This is a genomic window from Celeribacter indicus (assembly GCF_000819565.1).
Classification (GTDB): Bacteria; Pseudomonadota; Alphaproteobacteria; order Rhodobacterales; family Rhodobacteraceae; genus Celeribacter; species Celeribacter indicus.
Genome location: NZ_CP004393.1, coordinates 2,168,008 through 2,188,510, shown reverse-complemented (window position 1 = coordinate 2,188,510; position 20,503 = coordinate 2,168,008). Strand labels below are relative to the sequence as shown.

The 20,503-nt window shown below is 67.7% G+C and carries 21 protein-coding genes; 4 read left to right on the top strand and 17 right to left on the bottom strand.

Annotated features, from left to right (window positions below; genetic code table 11):
• The first annotated feature begins 12 nt into the window (after window positions 1-12).
• Together P73_RS11005 and P73_RS11000 are read left to right on the top strand one after the other, a co-directional pair.
• A complete protein-coding gene (locus P73_RS11005) occupies window positions 13-399 on the top strand; it encodes a response regulator (protein ID WP_043869585.1) in 387 nt (128 codons plus the stop codon).
• Between the two features lie 95 nt (window positions 400-494).
• The gene (locus P73_RS11000) at window positions 495-797 is read left to right on the top strand and encodes a hypothetical protein (protein ID WP_043869584.1); all 303 of its coding nucleotides are present in this window, start codon (window positions 495-497) and stop codon (window positions 795-797) included.
• A 499-nt stretch (window positions 798-1,296) separates the two neighbouring features.
• Here the strand turns inward: P73_RS11000 and P73_RS26345 are convergent, their stop codons facing one another.
• The 7 genes from P73_RS26345 to P73_RS10965 form a co-directional block, all read right to left on the bottom strand.
• The gene (locus P73_RS26345; RefSeq protein ID WP_139267129.1) at window positions 1,297-1,851 is read right to left on the bottom strand and encodes a hypothetical protein; all 555 of its coding nucleotides are present in this window, start codon (window positions 1,849-1,851) and stop codon (window positions 1,297-1,299) included.
• Between the two features lie 248 nt (window positions 1,852-2,099).
• Window positions 2,100-2,633: a chemotaxis protein CheD gene (locus P73_RS10990; protein WP_052453194.1), complete on the bottom strand. Its 534-nt coding sequence runs from the start codon at window positions 2,631-2,633 to the stop codon at window positions 2,100-2,102.
• On the bottom strand, window positions 2,630-3,622 hold the full coding sequence (gene cheB / locus P73_RS10985; protein ID WP_052453565.1) for a chemotaxis-specific protein-glutamate methyltransferase CheB: 993 nt from the start codon (window positions 3,620-3,622) through the stop codon (window positions 2,630-2,632). The genes P73_RS10990 and cheB overlap by 4 nt, the downstream gene beginning before the upstream one ends.
• 86 nt (window positions 3,623-3,708) lie before the next feature.
• Complete coding sequence (locus tag P73_RS24385; protein WP_052453193.1) at window positions 3,709-6,816, bottom strand: methyl-accepting chemotaxis protein; 3,108 nt, start codon at window positions 6,814-6,816, stop codon at window positions 3,709-3,711.
• Window positions 6,817-6,980: 164 nt separating this feature from the next.
• Window positions 6,981-8,033 carry a DUF475 domain-containing protein gene (locus tag P73_RS10975; RefSeq protein WP_043869582.1) on the bottom strand — a complete coding sequence of 351 codons (1,053 nt, stop codon included), beginning with the start codon at window positions 8,031-8,033 and terminating at the stop codon, window positions 6,981-6,983.
• A gap of 49 nt (window positions 8,034-8,082) precedes the next feature.
• Entirely contained in the window at window positions 8,083-9,141 is a 1,059-nt protein-coding gene (locus P73_RS10970) for a 2Fe-2S iron-sulfur cluster-binding protein (RefSeq protein WP_082033206.1), read from the bottom strand.
• Window positions 9,142-9,148: 7 nt separating this feature from the next.
• Window positions 9,149-9,628 carry a GlcG/HbpS family heme-binding protein gene (locus tag P73_RS10965; protein ID WP_043869581.1) on the bottom strand — a complete coding sequence of 160 codons (480 nt, stop codon included), beginning with the start codon at window positions 9,626-9,628 and terminating at the stop codon, window positions 9,149-9,151.
• Window positions 9,629-10,001: 373 nt separating this feature from the next.
• Here P73_RS10965 and P73_RS10960 point away from each other — a divergent pair, with 373 nt between their 5' ends.
• Window positions 10,002-10,667 carry a GntR family transcriptional regulator gene (locus tag P73_RS10960; protein ID WP_052453192.1) on the top strand — a complete coding sequence of 222 codons (666 nt, stop codon included), beginning with the start codon at window positions 10,002-10,004 and terminating at the stop codon, window positions 10,665-10,667.
• Window positions 10,668-10,676: 9 nt separating this feature from the next.
• Here the strand turns inward: P73_RS10960 and P73_RS10955 are convergent, their stop codons facing one another.
• The 6 genes from P73_RS10955 to P73_RS10930 all read right to left on the bottom strand — a co-directional run bounded on the left by P73_RS10955 (window position 10,677) and on the right by P73_RS10930 (window position 14,706).
• Window positions 10,677-11,426 (bottom strand): sulfite exporter TauE/SafE family protein, encoded by a 750-nt coding sequence (locus P73_RS10955; protein WP_074743204.1) that lies wholly within the window; start codon window positions 11,424-11,426, stop codon window positions 10,677-10,679.
• Window positions 11,427-12,872: an aldehyde dehydrogenase family protein gene (locus P73_RS10950; RefSeq protein ID WP_043869579.1), complete on the bottom strand. Its 1,446-nt coding sequence runs from the start codon at window positions 12,870-12,872 to the stop codon at window positions 11,427-11,429. It lies immediately after the preceding gene.
• Window positions 12,873-12,936: 64 nt separating this feature from the next.
• Window positions 12,937-13,224 (bottom strand): 2Fe-2S iron-sulfur cluster-binding protein, encoded by a 288-nt coding sequence (locus P73_RS10945; RefSeq protein ID WP_043869578.1) that lies wholly within the window; start codon window positions 13,222-13,224, stop codon window positions 12,937-12,939.
• Between the two features lie 52 nt (window positions 13,225-13,276).
• Window positions 13,277-13,570, bottom strand: coding sequence for a hypothetical protein (locus P73_RS10940; protein WP_043869577.1), 294 nt, complete (start codon window positions 13,568-13,570; stop codon window positions 13,277-13,279).
• Window positions 13,571-13,626: 56 nt separating this feature from the next.
• The gene (locus tag P73_RS10935; protein WP_043871624.1) at window positions 13,627-13,920 is read right to left on the bottom strand and encodes a 2Fe-2S iron-sulfur cluster-binding protein; all 294 of its coding nucleotides are present in this window, start codon (window positions 13,918-13,920) and stop codon (window positions 13,627-13,629) included.
• A gap of 54 nt (window positions 13,921-13,974) precedes the next feature.
• Window positions 13,975-14,706 (bottom strand): iron-containing redox enzyme family protein, encoded by a 732-nt coding sequence (locus tag P73_RS10930; protein ID WP_043869576.1) that lies wholly within the window; start codon window positions 14,704-14,706, stop codon window positions 13,975-13,977.
• 293 nt (window positions 14,707-14,999) lie between these two features.
• Between P73_RS10930 and P73_RS10925 the strand changes: the two genes are divergently transcribed.
• Window positions 15,000-16,472, top strand: coding sequence for a gamma-glutamyltransferase family protein (locus P73_RS10925; RefSeq protein ID WP_043869575.1), 1,473 nt, complete (start codon window positions 15,000-15,002; stop codon window positions 16,470-16,472).
• A gap of 40 nt (window positions 16,473-16,512) precedes the next feature.
• Here the strand turns inward: P73_RS10925 and P73_RS10920 are convergent, their stop codons facing one another.
• From P73_RS10920 to P73_RS10905, 4 genes are read right to left on the bottom strand one after another with little or no spacing between them, the layout of a single operon-like run.
• Window positions 16,513-17,541, bottom strand: a complete 1,029-nt coding sequence (locus P73_RS10920) for an ABC transporter ATP-binding protein (protein WP_052453562.1) — start codon at window positions 17,539-17,541, stop codon at window positions 16,513-16,515.
• Window positions 17,538-18,557: an ABC transporter ATP-binding protein gene (locus tag P73_RS10915; RefSeq protein WP_043869574.1), complete on the bottom strand. Its 1,020-nt coding sequence runs from the start codon at window positions 18,555-18,557 to the stop codon at window positions 17,538-17,540. The genes P73_RS10920 and P73_RS10915 overlap by 4 nt, the downstream gene beginning before the upstream one ends.
• 30 nt (window positions 18,558-18,587) lie before the next feature.
• Window positions 18,588-19,556 carry an ABC transporter permease gene (locus P73_RS10910; protein ID WP_043869573.1) on the bottom strand — a complete coding sequence of 323 codons (969 nt, stop codon included), beginning with the start codon at window positions 19,554-19,556 and terminating at the stop codon, window positions 18,588-18,590.
• Between the two features lie 3 nt (window positions 19,557-19,559).
• Window positions 19,560-20,480 (bottom strand): ABC transporter permease, encoded by a 921-nt coding sequence (locus tag P73_RS10905; RefSeq protein ID WP_043869572.1) that lies wholly within the window; start codon window positions 20,478-20,480, stop codon window positions 19,560-19,562.
• Between the last annotated feature and the right edge of the window lie 23 nt (window positions 20,481-20,503).

Sequence of the window (20,503 nt, the reverse complement as noted above, 5' to 3'; positions counted from 1 at the left end):
AGGAGCAACATGATGGCTTTGCGCGACCAGCTACGCGTGATGGTGATCGACGACATGTCGACAAGCCGCGGCCTCATCACCAATGCCCTCGATTCCTTCGGCATCCGGAACGTCCTGAGCGCCGGCGACGGTCGATCCGCGTTGCAGACGCTCGCGGCATCACCGGTGCATCTCGTCATTTCCGACTACAACATGCCGGGGATGGACGGCCTCCAAATCCTTCACACCCTGCGCTCGAACGCTCCGACAAGAGCTGTCGGCTTCCTGCTCATCACCGGGCGGGCCGATCGCGACATCATCGAGCTGGGAAAACGCCTGGGCATGAACAATTTCCTGAAGAAACCGTTCGATCCTGCCGGGCTTCGCGCGGCCATCGAGGCCATCGTGGGAACGCTTTGATGGAGTTCACGCCACAATCCGCAAGCCCCCCGCCTGCTGCGGAAGCGCCTCAGAGGATCCCTCTGGCGACCCTGAGCAGGCGGATCCGGGAGGAAATGACGGTCCTCGTGGCGCTGGCCGCGGACGTGCAGACCGCACTCGGCCCGACCCTTGCAGCCGCGGGGTCCCTGCCGCCGGCGGTCCAGCGAAGCCTCCAGGCGCTCGACCGACTTCACCAGACTCTGGACGATCTCCAGCGGGTGATGGACCATCTCGCCAAAGAAAACGGATCCGACATCGCGATAGCGCCGCTTCGGGACGTGATCCGCCTGCGCCACCTCTCCCAAAAGCTCTTCGACGATATCGACGCGCCCTTTGCACTTTCGGAGGAGGAGGCAGGCGAGATCGCCTGGTTCTGAGCCTGGGCGGGGATCATCCGGCGCTATCGCCCTCTGCGACCTGCGGGACATGATTTCCCCGATCGCAACAGGAAACAGGTTCTACCCGGATCATTCGCGCTGCATCGCCGGCGTGGGGGCGAAAGGCCAGCATGCGGAGAGAACGATCGCCAGGCAAGGATCCGTGGCTTCTTTCCCGGATGACGATCGCCGCTGACGGATTGACTGGCACATTTCCGCGCTCCCGGACCGACGCCGAACTGACACCGTCCACCGGCTTTGGCGGCATCAACCCGGCCGGCCAATGAACACAACATGAGCCGTCGAAACGCTTTCGCAGGAGCGCCGCCATCGGCACGGATGGTGGTCGAGACCGAAGCGACCTTGGCACTGCGGGAAAGGAGAGGCCATGGGCGCGCTCAGGACTTTGCCAACTGCAAAAAAGGTCAACCGGAAGAGACCCGGCCGGACCGGCAATCCGCCCCCGGCGCCAGATTTTATCGCTGGCAGCCAAGACATGTCACAGCATAGGCGAAAAGGCCGCAGGCTTGCGTTGGCCGTTGGTCCGGGGATGATCGGGTTTGATGAGGTGCCCGATCCCGTTGGCTTCGCAGATCATGTCGAAACGCATTTGGCGTGAACAGGGGGTGTTGCGGTTTCTGGGCTGCTCGCCAAACCGGATGCCCTTGTCGGTCAGGATCGTGTGGATATGGTAGGGAACGGCTTCGAGCAAATGCTCCAGACACTCCCAGGCGGTGCGTCTGTCGGCCTTGTCAACGAGTTGGGTGACCGCGAACGTGCTTTCGGTCGATGGTGACAAGGAGGTAGAGCTTTCCGTCGGTTGTCTGCACTTTGGCGATATCCATGGGAAAGACACCGATGGAATATCGCTTGAAGCGCTGACGCCTGGGGAATGTCCCGTCGACATCTGGTCACCGCGAGATGCCATGGCGCTGAAGCCACGATGCCGCGCTGATCGGGTCCGGTATGGGAGTGCCGGCTGAAGGGCATAGTCGAGCGGCAGCAGCATGTGCCGCCGAAAAGAGATGAGAATCGCCTCCTCGCTTTCGCTCAAACCGGGGGCATGTAGCCCCTACGGGTCCGTCTGGCGATGCTCGGCCGCCTCGCACTTGCGCCACTTTGCGACCATTTTCGGGGTGATCCGCCCGCTCCCGGCTCAGCGCCGCGGTCGAAGCCTGCGATCTCGGTATGGCTGCTCGGATCGCGTGTGTGCCCGTGGTGCTCCGGTGACGAACCGTCCCCCAGGGCTTCCTGCCAATCCCGCGAATGGATCGCACCATCAGGCCGTGGGCTCGAACACTGTCAGAAAAACTCCACATCCGGCGTCTTTGCGGGCACGGGCAGGGTTTCGACGACCCTTGCGTCGGACACGAACTTCTGCCGGGCACGTCCTTCCGCCGGGACGAATTCGACACGCCGGGCGTGATATCCGCCGAGGCTCTGGCCATCGCAGGGGATCCCCTCCCGGAAGAGGTAGGACAGCACAAACAGGCCGTTCCGGCTCCCGGCGGAGGTCAGGCCCTTGTACATTTCCGCGCCGCCGAACACTTTCGCGCGCAGCCGTCCTCGCGCAGCACCGGAGCGCGCCAATGCGTTGATCAGCAGTTCCATGGCATTGGCGCCGAAGGAACTCACGACCGTGCCGGAGGGAGGCCCCTCGGGCAGCAGAAAATGATTCATGCCTCCGATCCTGGCGACGGGATCCCAGAGGCAGGTGGCGACGCAGGATCCGAGAAGCGTCGAAATCACCGCGTCCTCCTGGCCCGAGATGGCATATTCGCCCTGGGCGATATAGGTTCGGCCATGCGCGGCGCATTTTTCCGCGATCGTCGTCATCGGGTCTTCGCCCGCGCCGGTGTCGTGGCGAGGTCGAGCATCGCCTCGCCGAACTCCTCGATATCCGCCCATCGCTCGACACCGCCGAGCTCCCCGGCGACGCGGGGCATCCCGAAGACCACACAGCTCTCCTTGCTCTGCCCGACCGTGCGCGCGCCGGCCTGCCGCAGCAGGCGCATTCCCTCGGCACCGTCACGTCCCATGCCCGTGAGAATGCCGGCAACGACCTTCGGCGCTATGGCTCCGGCCGACAGAAACATCGCATCGACCGACGGACGATGGCCCGAGACCGGCGGTGCCGCCAGCAGCCTCGTGCGCAGCGGGCCTCCGGTATCGACGTTGAGATGAAACGGACCGCCGGGCGCGATCAGCACCTCCCCGGCCCGGAGGAGATCGCCGTCGCCGGCAATCCGCACCCGAGGGCGGACCAGCGGGTCGAGACGCGCCGCGAAGCTCACGAGAAAGGGCTCCGGCATGTGCTGGGTGATCAGCGTCGGGGGACAATTGGCGGGAAAGGCCCGCAGCGTTCTCTCGATCGCGTCCACGGCCCCTGTCGATCCTCCGATCAGGCAGATCCTGCGAAACTGCCGGTCGTCTCGCGGGACCGTCTCCGGCCGCACCGGGCGGCGGGCGCCGACGCGCGCCCCGGCCGCGAGAACGATCGTCTGTGCAAGCTTCGCGAATTCGTCCGCGCCGCCTCCCGCCCTGGGCTTCTCCACGCAATCGACCGCGCCGAGCGCCATGGCCTCGATCGCGATGTCGCTGCCGCGCTGCGTCAGCGTGGACACCATCACGACCGGCATCGGACGGTGCCGCATGAGCCGCTGAAGGAATTCGAGGCCGCTCATGTTCGGCATCTCGACGTCGAGCGTCATCACGTCCGGACGGTACCGGTTGACCGCGTCCCGCGCCTCGCGCGCGGTACCGGCTTCGGCCACGACGGACAGGCGTGGCTCCGTTTCCAGAATGGCGCGGATCAGGCGCCGCATCGTTGCGCTGTCGTCTACGATCACAACCCGTATCGGTGGCACTCCGGCAGTCCCCTTTCCTGTGTCGCGGCCCGGAGCCGGGACGCTCAAAAGTCTTCCCAATCGTCTTCCGCCAAGGTCTCGGCGGCGACCGGGGCGGCGTTGACGGCCCGCCTGACGGGGGCGGCGATACGGGCGGGCTTCGGCCTGGCCGGCGCGGCGCGCGGCTCGACGGCCGGGGGCGCCGCGACGGGGCGCGGTGCCGCGGCCAGCCCGATCGAAAACCGCGATGTGGTTCCCGTCAGTGTCTCCGCCTCGCGGGTCAGCGCGTGGCTGGCCGCGGTCGTCTGTTCGAACATGGCGGCATTCTGCTGCGTGACCTGGTCGAGCTGGTTGACGGCGGCGTTGATCTCCGCCAGGCCCACCGACTGCTCCCGCGCGGAGAGGGCGATCTCCGAGACGTTGCGGGAAATGTCGCTCACCGAGGAGACGATCCCGCGCAGCGCCTCGCCGGTCTCGCCCACGAGCCCGACCCCGCGGGTCACCAGCGCGCCGGACTTCGAGATCAGCTCGTTGATTTCCCGCGCGGCCTCCGAGGAGCGCTGCGCCAGCGCGCGCACTTCGGAGGCCACGACGGCGAAGCCCCGCCCCGCCTCACCGGCGCGCGCCGCCTCGACACCGGCATTGAGCGCGAGCAGGTTCGTCTGGAAGGCGATGTCGTCGATCACCGAGGTGATCTTCGAGATCTGGTGCGAGGCGCTCTCGATCTCGCTCATCGCCGCCACGGCCTCCTGCACGACCTGGCCGGAGGCTTCGGCATCGGCCCGCGCGGTTTCGACCATCCGGCTGGCCTGATCCGCCCCTTCCGCCGCCGAGCGGACGGACGAGGTCAGCTCGTCGAGCGCGGTGGCGGTCTCCTCGAGCGTCGCGGCCTGCTTTTCGGTGCGCCGCGACAGGTCGTCTGCGGCGTTCGAGATCTCCGAGGCTTCGCCGCGGATCATGTCGGCGTTTTCCACCACCCTGCGCATCGCGAGGAGGAGGGTCTCGATCGCCTGGTTGAAATCCTTGCGCAGCGTCTCGTATTCCGGGGCGAAGGTATTGGTGATCCGTGTCGTCAGATCGCCCGCCGCGAGGGTCCTGAGCCCCACGCGGAGGCCCTCGACGACCTGGTCCTGCTCCGCCTTCATGCGCGCGCGCTGCTGTTCGGCTGCGACGAGCGCGGCTTCGCTGCGGGTGATGTCCGTGCCGAGCAGGATGATCCGGAACGGCCGTCCCGCGGCATCCTTCACCGGGCTGAACGTCCCCTCGACGGTCGAGACCGTGCCGCTGCCGTCCTGCACGCCGAACCGGCCGGTGACGCTCGATCCGGTCCGGAGCCGGTCCCAGACGGGCCCGCCCTCCGCCACGAGTTTCGGATCGAAGGTGAAGATCTCCTCGTGGTGCCGGCCGACGAGATCCGCCGGCCGGACGCCCCGCAGCCGCGCGAAATTCTCGTTCGCCTTGACGACATGGCCGTCCACGTCGAACTCGACCTTGGCCTGGTTTTCGTCCAGCGCCGTGATCACCGCCTCGTTGGTCCGGATATCGGTCACGTCCTGCCATTCCATGACGCAGCCGATCTGCTCGCCCTCCGCGTCGAGGATCGCGTTGACGGAAAGGGCGAAATGGACGTCGCCCAGGCGCATGTCCGTCTGGAACGGCATGCCCGCGGGATCCGCGAGCATGCTGCGGATGCGGCCGGGCGTGGCGTGGAAGATGTCGATATTCTCGCCGACGATCCGGTCCGGGTCGAACGCCGCATACATCCGCGTGAACACCTGGCGGTGCCGTTCGAAGAGGGCGTGCATCGCGACATTCGCATAGGAGACGACGAAATTCCGGTCGATCATCATCAGTGCGGCAGAGGATCCTTCGAAGGCCGCGCTCTTGAAGAGGCCATCGCGGGAGGTGGCCTCCGCCTCCCCGAGGGTGCGGCGGAAATCGTCGAGCGCGGTGGCGATCGCCCCGATCTCGTCGCCGCGCTCCGTTCCGGGCACGTCGATCGCATAGTCTCCTTCCGCGACCGCGCGCATCGCGCGCTCCACCCGGCTCAGCGGCCCGGAAACGGTGCGCGCGATGGCAAGGCCAAGCATGGCCGCGATCGCGGTCATCAGCACGCCCTGCCAGATCATCGTTCGCGAGAGCCGGGTCGCGGGTTCGAGGATCTCCCCGATCGACTGGTCCGCGATCAGGCCCCAGCGCACGTCCTGGTAGTCGACCGGGAAATAGGCGGAGAGGCGGTCGTCCCGCGTGCCCTCCGCCTCCCCCGTTTCGCGCAGGACGCCGGAGCGGCCGGAAATCGCCGCCCGTGCGGCGGGCGTGTCGTGGTCGAGCCGCAGCGTCTCCTCGGCGCTGCCGTGGATGCGGCGGGAGCGCAGCAGGAAATCCTCCCCCAGAAGATAGGCGTCGCCGGTGCGCCCGAGGCCGGTCGGGCGGGTGGTGATCGCGTCGATCCGGCTGGCCGGCATCTGGAAGGCGATCACGCCCTGCACCACGCCGCCGCGATCGGTGACCGGCGCGGCAAGGAAGGCCGCCGGCGCGTCCGAGAAGGGGCCGTAGCGGGTGAAATCCTCGAAGACGACGCCCGTTCCCGTCGCCGCGAGGGCGCGGCGGAACGCCCGGCCGAGACCGGTGTCGGCATGGGTGCCCTCGACGAAATTCGTCGCGAAATCCTCGCGCTTGAACACGGAGTAGAGCAGGTCCCCGGCGGGGGAGAAGACGAAGACGTCGTCATAGCCCTTTTCGTCGACGAGTTCGCGGAAATAGCCGTGATAGAGCTTGTGCACCTGGCTGTAGGCCGAGCCGTCCGCGGCATATTCGAGATCGTGACGGCGGTCCGCCGGGTTGGGGTTGTCGTCGATATACCATGTCCTCAGATAGGCGGATGGCGACTCCCCGATCCCCTTCCAGGCCTCGCCGAAGCCGCGCAGCGCCGACAGCATGGTCGGGTTGTGCGCCTGGCTGCGCAGATCGACGTCGACGCCGTCGAGCCAGGCCCCGAGCTCGAGCTTGCGCGCCTCCGCGACGGTCGCGAGCGCCTGCTCCGCCTCCGCGAGGAGGAGACCGGATGCGCTTCGATAGGACATGAGATTCGCGACGAGAATCGACGCGGCGGTCAGGCCGATCATGATGGCCGGCAGTTTTCGCGCCAGCCTGATCCTGCGGAAAAAGTTCATTTCACTCCTCCTGGCGATGTCCGGCACGGGTGATTGTCCGGCATCGGTCACGGGCGATTGACGGGTTGCGGCAGGCCCATCGCGGCCCGCTCGCATCCATTAATGCCCCCCAAGGAATGAAGATTCGTTTAAGTCCCCGCGCGCCCCTCCCCCCTCGCCCGCAGTCAGGCGGTCCGGGCCGCGCCCGAAGTCCGGCTGCGCCGCCTGTTGTAGCGCAGCGAGGAGACCAGCGAGAGCGCGATGAAGGTCACGCCGATCAGGCCGGTGGCGAGTTCGGGAACATGCACGAGGCCCTGGGCGAACATCACGCAGGAGAGAACGAGGATGGAATAGAAGGCCCCGTGCTCGAGATAGCGGAACTGCGCCAGCGTGCGCCGTTCCACGAGCATCACCGTCATCGACCGCACGTACATGGCGCCGATGCCGAGGCCGATCACGATCAGGAACAGGTTCTGCGTCAGCGCGAAGGCGCCGATCACCCCGTCGAAGCTGAAGGAGGCGTCCAGCACCTCGAGATAGAGGAAGGCGCCGAACCCGCCCGCGGCGAGCGACGGGCCGCTGTCGAGCAGATGTCCGAGCGTTTCCACGGCGATATGGGTCACGAGCCCCGCGACGGCGGCGAAGAGGAAGGTCGCCCGCGCGCCGGTGTCGAGCAGGCCGGAAAAGACCAGGACGACGCCGAGGACGAGCCCGGTGGCGAGGCCCCGCACCGAGGCCCAGCGCCGCAGCAGGTCCTCCAGCGGGCGCAGCCAGTCGACCTCCTTCTCCGGGTCGATGAAGTAGTTCAGCGCGACCATCATCAGGAAGGTGCCGCCGAAGGCGGAGATCGGCAGATGCGCCTCCGCGATCAGGTGCGCGTAGCGCGCGGGCTCGGTCGCGGCGAGGCGCACCGCCTCCAGCGGCCCGATCCGCGCGGCGACGGAGACCACCGCGAGGGGGAAGACGATCCGCATGCCGAAGACCGCGATCAGGATGCCCCAGGTGAGGAAGCGGCGGCGCCATTTCTCGTCCATCGCCCGCAGCTTGTTGGCGTTCACGATGGCGTTGTCGAAGCTGAGGGAGATCTCCAGCGCCGACAGGATCAGTCCGATCGCGGCAAAGGCGACCGTGCCGCGCACCTGCCCGGTCGTGGCCCAGCCGAGCCAGGCGCAGAGCGCGACACCGGCGAGGGTGACGAGAAAACTCCAGCGGAAATATCCGAACAGGGACAGGAACATGCCCGGCCTCCTTCTGGTTGCGAACCGGCGCGCGCAGGCGGCGGCGGGGTCAGAGGTTATGGGCGAAATGGAAGCAATCGGCGTAGATGTGATTGGCGCTCGCCCCGGCCTCGAGGAAGCGGGTCCGCGCCTCCGCGATCATGGCCGGCGAGCCGCAGAGATAGATGGCGTGGTCCGGCAGGTCGGACAGATCCGCCAGCACGGCCTCCTGCACATGGCCCCTCCGGCCGGTCCATCCCGCGTCCGCCCGCGACAGCACCGGGACGAAGGAAAACGCCTCGAGCGCGGCGCCGATCTCGGCGATCTCCGCGGCGAGGTAGAGCTCGCTTTCCTCCCGCATGCCCCAGTAGAGCGCGACGGGCGGGCAGTCGGGATCGTCCCGCAGCGCCGCGAGCATCGCCCGGATCGGCGCGATGCCGGTCCCGGTGGCGACGAAGAGCAGCGGGCGGAAATCGCCGGGATGCAGGCGGAACAGCCCGTGCGGGCCGTGAAGCCGGACCGGATCCCCCGGCCTCACCTCCGGCAGCAGGCCCGAAGTGACCATTCCGCCGGGGATCCTGCGGATATGCAGCTCGATCTCCCCCTGGGCGGGGGCCGAGGCGATGGAAAAGGAGCGCGTCGCGCCGGTTTCCGTCACCAGGTCGAGATACTGACCCGGCAGGAAGGCGGGCATTCCCCCCTCCGGTGCGAGGCGGAGGCGGGTGATGTCGCCGCAGACCCGCTCCGCCGCCACGACCCGCGCGGCGATCCCGGCGGGCTCCGGCCGGTCCGCCGGCATGCGCTCCGCCTCGATGCGGAGCGCCATCCGGACCCGCGCCTGGCAGGCGAGCGCAAAGCCGCAGCCGCGCTCCTCCCCGCTCAGGCCCGCGGGCTCCTCGTCATAGGCGATCTCGCCCTCGAGCACCCGGATCCGGCAGCTTCCGCAATAGCCGCTCTTGCAGTCATGGGCGAGGTCCACCCCGGCGTTCAGCGCCGCGGCGAGCAGGGTCTCGTGGGGCTCGACGGCAAAGCTTTCCCCGGTCTCGGCCAGGGTGACCTGCGCGGCCGGGACCGGCGCGCCGCGGGACGTCGCCCCGTCCAGCTTGTGAAGGGCACGGATGATCGTCATGGCTGCCTCACTTCTTGATGTCCGCCGCGACGATCACCTCGTGACCCTGCGGTCCGAGCAGATCGGCCAGCGCCTGAAGGGCCGCGACACCCGCGGCCGTGTCCTGTTCGCCATTGCCGCCCGACAGGCCGACCCCGCCGACCACCTCGCCGTCCACGACGATCGGGAAGCCGCCGACGAAGACGGCGAATTTCCCCTCGAAGGACAATTGAATACCAAATGCCTCGTTGCCGGGCAGCGCCGGCCCGTCCGGCGCCTTGTTGAAAAGATGGGTGGACCGCTTGTGGGTCGCGGCGGTGAAGGCCTTGTTCCAGGAGATCTGCGGCCCGGTGACCCGCGCCCCGTCCATCCGCTCGATCAGGATCGGGAATCCCCCGTCATCCGCGATACATATGGTCTCCAGGACACCGATTTCCCTGGATTTTTCCACGGCGGCGGCGATCATCGCGCGCGCCTCTCCGGTTTGCAGTCGAAGAACTGTTCTCAATGGTCCGTCTTTCAGCTTGTGCGGTTTCTCTTTCCTTTTTGTATACCGTTATTCCGCAAACAAAAGGTGCAGCTCGGAAATATCGGCGAATTCCGCGGAGAAATATCGTATTCCCTGTCTTTTGCATAAATTTTAGTATACAGAATATGAAATCGCCCCCTCTGTCGCGCGGTCCGCAGCCGGCACCGGGGCACAGGCGCGGCGGACACCGGGAAGTTCCCGGCGAATCTCCTGCAAGGCCACCCCCGTGCGCGCGGGCCCGGCTGGACGCTTGGCAAATCTCGCCGCGCTCTGGTATACAGAACGAAAGAGCATGTGGCGCCCGCCGGGAGCTGCGCGACGCACGTGACAGGACATACGGACAGGACAGGCAATGACTCTGGCAATCGGCGATGCACACACACCTTTGACGAAAATGGTCAAGGATGCGCTCAGGCAGCGGATTCTCAATGCGGAATTCGAACCCGGCACGCGCCTCGTCGAGGGGCGGATCTCCGAGGAGATGGGCGTGTCGCGCATGCCCGTGCGCGAGGCGCTGCGCGAACTGGCGGCCGAGGGGCTGGTCAAGATCATTCCGCGCCGCGGGGCCACCGTGTCGCTGCCCGCGGCCGATCAGAAGATGGATCTCATCGAGGTGCGCGCCACGCTCGAGGCGCTGAACGCCAAGCTCGCCGCGCGCCGCAAGGATCCCGAGCGGATCGCGGAGCTGCAACGGGTTCTCGCCGCCGGCGAGGCCGATATCGAGAAGGGCGATTTCAGCGAGATCCGCGCCCATAACGACGCCTTCCATACCGCGCTCGGGCAGGTGTCGGGCAATGCGACGCTCCAGGACCTGATCCGAACGCTGCGCGACCAGACCGCGATGCTGTTCAAGCAGGACGATCCGGTGAAGGTGCGCGAGAGCTGGCGCGAACATGCCGAGATCCTGCGCGCCGTGATTTCGGGGGACGAGGAGCTGGCCTCCCTGCTCGCCTCGCGCCATGTCTACAATTCCGTGGAGGCGATCGAGGAGCCCGCGGCGGCCGGTCAGGCCGGCTGACCGGCGGGCTCAGAGCGCCGCGCGCAGGAGCAGGCCGAAGGCGCTCAGCGCCGAAAGGCCGAGCAGGAAATGCCGGATCGCACCATTCGGCACATGCCGCGCGATGCGGGTGGAAACCGTGAAGCCGAGCAGCAGCGCGGGAAAGAGCAGCAGCCCCAGCAGGAGCTGGCGCAGCTCGAACCGCCCGATGGCCGCCAGCAGCACGAGCGAGGTGGTCGCCCCGAAGAAGAAGGTGAAGTTGAGCGTCGAGCGCAGGGTTGCCGGCGGCGCGTTCTGCATCACGATCGCATAGGGCGGCGCGCCGGAGGAGGTGATCGTGCCCATCACCCCGGACATGACCCCCGCCGCCCCGAGGGTGCGCCAGTTCGCCACGATACGCCAGCCGCTGTAACTCAGCGCCACGCCGAAGAGGATCAGCGCCGAGAACAGCACGTAGAAGCTGCTCGGGCTCAGCATCGCCATGACCAACACGGCGATGAAATTGCCGATCACCCGCCCCGAGATCATCGAGCCGGCGGAGCGGAAGTCGATGGCGGAGCGCTCGCGCAGCACCACCATGACCGACAGGCAGCCCCCGAGCACGAGCAGCGGGCCCGGCGCGAGTTCGGGAAAGAACAGCGCCGAAAGCGGCGCGGAGAACATGGCAAAGCCGAGCCCCCCGACCCCCTGGAGCACCGCCGCGACGAAGATCATCGCGATCATGCCGAGGAAGTGGACGGTCAGAAGCTCGCCGCCGATCAGATCGTGCACGAAATCCATTCAGCCCCCCAGGTAGACGCTCTTGATGCGACTGTAGAAATCCATGACATTCGCCCCGCCCTGTTCCTTCGCGCTCTGGTTCGAGGAATGCTTGAACCCGCCGAACGGCGCGTTGAGCGCGACGCCGGTGGTGGGGCTGTTGACCTTCACGACCCCGTGCCGGGTCTTTCCGGCCAGCCTGAGCACCGCCGCGAGATCGTTGGAGACGACCGAGACCGCGAGCCCGTATTCCGTGTCGTCGGCGATGGCGATGGCCTCGTCGACATCCTCCACCGCCCGCACCGCCACGACCGGCGCGAAGATCTCGTCGCGCAGGAGCCGGCTGTCGGCGGGCAGATCCGAGACCACGGTCGGGCGCACGAAGAAGCCGTCGCCGGGCGCGTCCGAGGCGTCCGGCACCCCGCCCGTGGTGATGCGCCCGCCCTCCTGCGCGGCGATGCCGAGATAGGCCTTCACCTTCTCGAGCTGCGCCCCGGTGGCGAGCGGCCCCATGTCGATCCCCTCCCGCGTGCCCGCGCCGATGGCGATGCCCTCGGCGGCGGCGGTGAGCCTGTCGACCAGGGCGGCGTAATGCCGGCGCGCGACCAGCACCCGGCTCGTGCCGGTGCAGGCCTGCCCCGTCAGGCCGAAGGCGCCGCGCCGGATGATCGCGGCGGCGCGGTCGAGATCGGCGTCGTCGAGCACGATGGTCGCGTTCTTGCCCCCCATCTCGAGCTGGCAGCGCGTGTCGGTCGTCAGCGCCTTCGCGATCTGCGCGCCGACGGCATAGGACCCGGTGAAGGTCAGCGCGTCGATGCCCGGCGTCGCGGTGATCGCCTTGCCCACGCCCGGCCCGCGCCCCTGGATCAGCGCCAGAAGCCCCTGCGGCAGACCCGCATCGAGCAGCACCTCGACCAGGCGCTGGCCCATCAGCGGCGTCATCTCCGACGGCTTGAAGATCACCCCGTTGCCCGCGGCGAGGGCCGGCGCGATCTTGCGCGCGGCCATGGACAGCGGGAAGTTCCACGGCGTGATCACCGCCACGACGCCCACGGGCTCGCGCAGGCTGAGCGCGACCTGCCCCTCTGGCATCGGATAGGTCTCCCCCCTCAGCCGCAGCGCCTCCCCGGCGTAGAAGCGGAAGTTCGCGGCGATCCGGCCGGTCTCGTTGCGTGCCTCCGTCAGGGTCTTGCCCTCCTCGCGCGTCAGTTCCGCGGCGATGGGGCCGATCCGCTCCGAGATGATGTCGGCGGCCTTGTAGAGCACGTCGGCGCGCGCCTCCGGCCCCCTGGCTGCCCAGTCCGGCCAGGCGGCCGAGACGGTGTCGACCGCGGCGGCCACATCGGCCGCGCCCCCGTCGGGAAACAGTCCGATGAGATCGCTCCGGTCCGCAGGATTGCGGTTCTCGAACGTGTCGCCGGAGAGGGCGGGGATCCATTCCCCGCCGATGAAATTGAGATAAGACATGACTGTTCCTTGTCCGAAGGCGCGCGGGCCCCTCTCTGCGTGGTCCTGGGACCGGGCGGCGGCGTCAGCCCCAGGAGATCTTCACATCGCCGTTGACGAAGGTCTGGCAGGCCATGCGGAAGCCGTTCGCCACATCCTCCTCGCTGAGATGCCTGCGTTCCTTGGCCTTCACGTCATCGGCATGTTCCCGTCCCTCGACGATCCGGCAGCGGCAGGTGCCGCAAAATCCGCCGCCGCACCTGAAGGGGATCCCGCCCTTTTCGCGCAGCGAGGCACGCAGCAGGTTGCTGCCCGGATCGACGGAGACGGTCTTGTTCCCGTTCGGAATGAAGGTGATGCTGATCTTGTCCATGGCCCGGTGTGCGTTTCTTCTGACTGTCAGGCGGCGGCGCGGCAGGTGCGCCTCAGACGAGGCGCAACTCGATGTCCATGCTGCCGTAATGGGTGAGCGTGTCGAGTTCGGCGCGCGCCTCCTCGAGCGTCCCGAAGCTCTCGAACAGCTTGCTCGGCACCTTGTTGACGATGTTGGGCGGCGTGTCCTCGACGATGGTGATCCGCTCCGCCCCGTCGATCTGCGCGATGGTGAAATTCGCGCGCTTGCGGCCGTAGAAGATGTAGTCGTAGGATTCGACGGAGGTGACGCCGTCTTCCATCACGGTATGGAATTCATCGGGTTTCGTGGTCAGGATGACATACATGGGAGATCCCTCGGATTGAATGATGTGGGGGCGCCGGACACGGCGGCCCCCGCGGGTCACAGGTCCTGCGTCAGCTCGATGTCCTCGGAGACCCAGAGCTGGCAGGCGAGGCGATAGCCCTCTTCGAGCTTCTCGCCCAACTGGCGTTTTTCCTTCCAGTTCGGCGCCTCGAGATGGTCGCCGCCCCGGAGGATCCGGCAGGTGCAGGTCGAGCATTTCCCCATGCCGCACTTGTAGGCGAGATTGGGGAAGGGGAATTTCTTGATCCCCGCGCGCACGACCAGGTTGGTGTTGGGATCGACCTCGCCCTCGAACACCTCACCGCCCTTGTGCAATATGACTTTCGGCATGAGATTTCCGGCCTCGGAGGACGCGGACGCGGCCCCGCCCTCCTGCGGCATGGATCAGGCGGCCAGACCCAGCTCGGCGAGCGGGATCTCGGAACCGACGTAATCGTTATAGAGCGAGGTGGTGTAGAGCAGGCGCATCTGCGCCCCGATCTCGCAGATCTTCAGGCATTTCTGCTGAAGCTCGTAGGTCCGGGCATGTTCGAGGACGATCTGGTAGCCGCGTTCGCCGTGGATCTCGTCGGACACGATATGCAGGTCGAAGAATTCGACCTCCTCGTCGGTGAACCCGTATTGCTCGCGCAGCGTCGGCGTCTGCTTGCGGTAGATCGACGGCACCTGGCTTTCGAGACCGACCACGAGCCCGGCGATGGCGACGATCGGATCCTCGCGCATCGCGACATTGTAGCACCAGGCCTGGAGGCCGCGGGTCGTCGGGTTCATGTTGTCGGGGTCGATGATCCGCGCGCGGGTGGTGCCGCAGGCCTCGCCGAAGCGGATCAGCAGGTCGGTATGACGATCGGCGGCAAGCTCCTCCTCATACATGTTCTGGAGCATGAAGTCCTTCGCCTCCTCGTATTCGGCGGGCAGGCGCGCGTAGACATAGGCGAGATATTCGGCAAAGGGGCCGACGTAATGGTAGTGGTTTTCCGTCCAGCGCGCGAGATGCTCGCGCGACAGCTTCCCGCGCGCCCAGGCAAGGCTGAACGGCGATGCGTTGGCGGTATTGCCCCGGATGGCGGTCTCGAGGGCGGTGCGTAGTTCGTCGGGATTCAGGACCTTGTCCATTTCCGTCTCCGTGTTGGGAATGCGTCTTTGGTTTTGCGTCTGTCAGAGACCCTGTCGGCGTGAGGGGACTGCGAGAGTCTTTGGGCCTCAAAATCACCATACTGTATACAAAATTACGGGTCCAGATCTTATTTGCAGAAGGCCGTCTTTCGAGGTTTTTCGTTATATCTTTGTTTTATTGATATTTTATTGGATGTTGCAAAATTTTCCATCTCATCTAGAAATACAGAATACAGATATTTCGCATCCCGATCGGGGACTCGGCCCGACGGAGTCTCCACGAGAGGACGCATATGGCGACGAGCGACACCCCTGCCCCGCACTCCTCCGCCGCCGCGACGGAAGCGGTCGCGACCGGCCATCCCCTCGCGGCGCAGGCCGCCATGGACATGCTCGCGCGCGGCGGAACCGCCGTGGACGCGGCGATCGCGGCGGATGCGATCCTCGGCGTGGTCGAGCCCATGGCCACCGGGCTCGGCGGCGACAGCCTCGCGATGCTGCTGCCGCCGGGCGCGCCGCCCCTCACCTATAACGGCACCGGCCGGAGCCCGAGCGCGCTCTCGCCGGACCATGTCGCGGATCTGCCCGGAGGGACGATCCCGGAACGCCACCCCTATTCCGTCACCGTGCCGGGGCTCGCGCGCGGCTGGGCGGACCTGCACGGCCGCTTCGGCCGCCTGCCCCTTGCCGATCTTCTCGCCCCCGCGATCCGCCTCGCGCGGGAGGGTTTTGCGGTGGCGCCGGTCTGCGCGCGGGAATGGCAGATCTTCGCGGGCGTCATCCGCAGCGATCCCGCCTCCAACGCCATCTACAGCGGCGATGCGATCCCGGAGGCCGGCGCGCGCTTTGCCAACCCGGCGCTGGCCGGCCTTCTGGAGGCCATTGCCACGGAGGGGCCGGACGCCTTCTATGCCGGCCCCGCCGCCGCCGCGGTCGAACGGGCGGCGAAGGCGCGGGGCGCCCTGCTCACCGCCGGGGATCTCGCCGCCCATGCGGGATTTTTCGACCGCCCCCTGCGGCAGCGGTTCAAGGGCATCGAGGTGCTCGAATGCCCGCCCAACACCCATGGCACCGGCGTTCTGAAGGCGCTCGAAACCCTCGATCCCCTGCCCCTGCCGATGGCGGATCCGCACACGATGGTCGAGGTGGTGAAGGCCACGCGGGACGGCATGAGATATGCGCGCGACACCGTGGCCGATCCCTCCGGCAACACGGTCTGCACCGCCGTCGTGGATCGCGACGGGTTTGCCGTCACGCTGATGAGCAGCGTGTTCAAGCGGTTCGGCTCCGGGATCGGCGTGCCCGAACTGGGCATCTGCCTGCAAAACCGGGGGCACGGGTTTTCCGCCCCCGGCCACATCAACGGCGTGGCGGGCGGCAGGCGGCCCTATCACACGGTGATCCCGGCGGCGGCACTGAAGGACGGCAGGTTCCACGCCGTCTTCGGCGTGGTCGGCGGGCTGATGCAGCCGCAGGGCCATGTCCAGATGATGCTGCGCCTCGCCGCCTGGGGACAGGAGGTGCAGGCGGCAATCGACGCGCCACGCTGGCGGCTGGAGGACGACCGGCGGATCGCGCTCGAACCCGGCAGCGACCCGGCCTTCGCGGCCGCGCTCGCCGCGGCGGGGTTCGAGGAGGCGACGGGCGCGGGGGAGCTTGGCGGGCGCAGCGATTTCGGCGGCGCGCAGATCGTGATGCGCGCGCCGGACGGCGGGCTCGTCGCGGGATCGGACCCGCGCAAGGACGGCACGGCGCTTTTGCGCTGAGCCCGGCGAAGACGGGGGCCCGGCTCAGCGCCCCCTCCGCTCAGTCGGTGGAGACGTGCCAGCAGGAGGCCCAGCGCCCGCCGCCGTGCCTGGCGAAGGGGGGCGCCTCCCGCTGGCAATGGCCGCCCGCCTTTTCGCAGCAGTCGCGGTAGCGGCAGCCCGGCCCCTCCTCGTTCAGCACCGGCGGGCGATGCGCCTGCGGGGCGTTGCCGCCGTTGCGCCGCAGCGCGGGATCGGGTTCCGGCACGGCGGATAGCAGGATCCGGGTATAGGGATGCTCCGGCGCGTCGTAGATCGCGTCCCGCCCGGCCATCTCCACCATGCGGCCGCGGTGCAGGATCGCGATCTCGTGGGAGATATGGCGCACGACGGAGAGGTCGTGGGCGATGAAGACATAGGTCAGCCCCAGCTCCTGCTGGAGATCCTGCATCAGGTTGACCACCTGCGCGCGCACCGAGACGTCGAGCGCGGAGACCGGCTCGTCGGCGATGATCAGCCGCGGCCGGAGCGCGAGCGCCCTGGCGATGCCGATCCGCTGCCGCTGCCCGCCGGAGAAGCCGTGCGGGAAGCGGTCGAGCGCCTCTGGCGGCAGGTTCACGAGGCGCAGGAGCTCGCCCACCTGGTCGCGCGCCTCCTCGAGCGAGGACACGAGGCCATGCACCAGAAGCGGCTCGGCCACGAGTTCGAGCACCTTCATGCGCGGATTGAGGCTGGTATAGGGATCCTGGAAGATGAGCTGGATGTCGCGGGTGAGGCGGCGCAGCGCCTCGCCCTTCACATGGGAGATATCCTTGCCGTCGAAGATCACCCGCCCCTCCGACAGCGGCAGGCGCCGCAGGATGGCGCGGCCCAGCGTCGATTTGCCGGAGCCGGATTCGCCCACCAGCCCGAGCGTCCGGCCGCGGTCGAGGTCGAAGGTGATGTTCTCGAGCGCCGGCACCTTGTGCGGCGGGCCCCAGAGCCCCTCGCGCCCGCCCTCGAAGGTGACGCCGAGCCCCCGCACCGACAGGAGGGGCTGCTGCGGCGCGACGGCGCGCGCGGTGGCGAAACGGTTGGACAGGTCGGTCATCGCGCCCGCGCCTCCGGTGCCGGTTCCGACCATGCCGGGACCGCCGGTGTCCAGCAGGAGACCGATCCGCCCTCGGGCGTCCGTTGCCGCACGGGCGTGGTGTCGCATTTGCGCGAGGCCACCGGGCAGCGCGACTGGAAGGCGCAGCCCTTCGGCGGGTCGAGCAGGCTCGGCGGCGCCCCGTCGATGGCGACGAGCCGCTCGCGCCGGTCGTCGAGCCGCGGGGTCGAGCGGATGAGCCCCTGGGTATAGGGATGTTCGGCCTGTCCGAAGACCGTCCGCGCCGTGCCCGCCTCGACGATGGATCCGGCATACATCACCGCCACCTTTTCGCACAGGCCCGCGACGATGCCGAGGTCATGGGTGATGAGCAGGATCGACAGCCCCATGGATGTCTGGAGATCGGCCAGAAGATCGAGCACCTGCGCCTGGATCGTCACGTCGAGCGCGGTGGTCGGCTCGTCCGCGATCAGCAGCTCCGGCTCGCAGGCGATGGCGAGGGCGATCATCACCCGCTGGCGCATCCCGCCGGAGAATTCGTGCGGATACTGTCCCATGCGGCGGCGCGGCTCGGTGATGCCGACGGCATCGAGCAACTCGACCCCGCGCGCGAAGGCGGCGGCCTTCGACAGTTTCATGTGCCGGCGCAGCACCTCGACGAGATGGGCGCCGATCGTCATCAGCGGGTTGAGCGAGGTCATCGGGTCCTGGAACACCATCGACAGCGACTTGCCCCGCAGCCTTTGCGCGGTCCTTCGTCCCTCGGCGGTCAGGAGCGACTGCCCCTTCCACAGGATGTCGCCCGAGGCGATGCGCCCCGGAAGCCCGATCAGGCCCATGATCGCCTGTGCGGTGACGCTCTTGCCGGAGCCGCTTTCCCCGACCAGCGCGAGCGTCTCCCCCGGCATGAGGGACAGCGAAACCCCGCGGAGCCCCTGAACGAGCCCCGCCATCGTGTCGAATTCCACGCAGAGGTCGCGGAGTTCGAGGATCGGAGTGGGATGTGCGTATGCCATTGCTTTATCTCTTTCCGGCCTGCCCGGAGGTCAGACCCGTTTCATGCGCCGCAGCTTCGCGGCACGGCCGCGCGCATAGCGCTTCTCGCGTTCGGCGGGTTCCGTGGTGACCCGCAGCCAGTTGGCGAAGAGGTTGATGGAAAGCACCGTCAGCGCGATGCAGAGGCCGGGAAAGGTGATCGGCCACCAGGCGATCATCATGTAATTCTTGCCCCCGGCCACATCGAGGCCCCAGCTCGTCGCCGGCGGCTGGACACCCAGGCCGAGGAAGGACAGCGCCGCCTCCGCGAGGATGATGTTGGTGAATTCGAGGATGCCGAGGGTCAGGAGCGGCGCGATCAGGTTCGGCAGGATATGCCGCAGGATGATGCGCGAGCTCTTGCAGCCCACCACCTCCGCCGCCTCGATGAACGGGGTCTGGCGCAGGCTCAGGACGATCCCGCGCACGACGCGCGTGTAGATCATCCAGTTGGAGAAGGCGAGCACGACGATGATGGTCGGCGTCGACGGCCCGATCACCGCCACGAGCAGGAGCGTCAGGAGCAGGCCGGGAAAGGCGACCTGCACGTCGACGATGCGCATGATCACCGCCTCGGTGAGGCCGCCCTTGTAGCCCGCGACGAGCCCCGCGATCACGCCGAAACTGCCCGCCAGCGCGACCACGGAGACGGAGACGAGCAGCGAGGAGCGCGCGCCGTAGAGAAGCCGGGAGAAGATGTCGCGCCCGAGCATGTCCGTGCCGAGCAGATGCCCCGCGACACCGCCCTCCATCCAGACCGGCGGCTTCAGCCGCGCCATGACGGATTGCGCCGCCGGATCGTGCGGCGCGATGAGCGGGGCGAAGATCGCGGCGAACGTCAGCAGGACGAGAAAGGCGAAACCGGCAAAGCCCGCCTTGTCGCGCCAGAGTTCGGCAAGGAACCGCCCCGCGGGGACGAGCTGCGTGCGGAGGCGCTGCCGGAGCGGCGCCGCGCCAGGGGTCGTCAGGGTGGATGTCATGGCTCAGGCCTCCCTGATGCGCGGGTCGATGAGCTTGAAGACGACATCGAGCGCGATGTTCACGAGCACGATGCCGACGGCGACGACGAAGACGATGGCCTGGAGCAGGAACAGGTCGCTCTGGTCGATGGCCTTCATCGCCGTGAGCCCGAGGCCGGGCCAGGCGAAGACCGTCTCCACCACCACCGTGTAGCCCGCCCATGCGCTGATCACCTCCCAGCCGGTGAGGGTGAGCACGGGCACGAGCGTGTTGCGCATCGCGTGCCGGAACAGCACCCGCAGGAAGGGCAGCCCCCGCGCCTTCGCGGTGCGCACGTATTGCTGGTTCAGCTCGTTGATCACCGAGGACCGCACCAGCATCATGATCCGCGCCATCGCCGGCACCGCGAGCGTGACCGCCGGCAGGACGAGATGCGCGGGACTGCCCGTCCCGGAGGTCGGCAGCCAGCCGAGGCTCACGGCAAAGACCATGATGAGCAGGAGGCCGAGCCAGAACTGCGGCACCGAGAGGCCGAGGAGGCTCAGCCCCACGATCCCCCGGTCGAAGATCCCGTCCGGCCGGATCGCGGCGAGCGCGCCGAGCGGAATGCCCACCACGGCCGCCAGCAGGAGCCCCGCCGCGATCAGCTCCAGCGTCTTCGGCAGTTTCCCCGTCACCACGTCGAGCGCCGGGCGGCGCTGCCACATGCTGTCGCCGAAATCGAAGGTGAGCAGATCGCCGATGAAGCTGAAGAACTGCTCCCCCATCGGCCGGTCGAGGCCGAACTGCGCCTCGAAGGCGGCGCGCTGCGCATCGCTCGCCGACAGCGGCAGCATGACCTTGGCCGGATCCCCGATCAGCCGTGTCGCGACGAACACGACGATCGTCACGCCGAGCACCACGAGAAGGCCTTGGAAAGCTCTTCTCAAAATGAACGTCCCCATGAGTGCGTCCCATATCTCTGGAT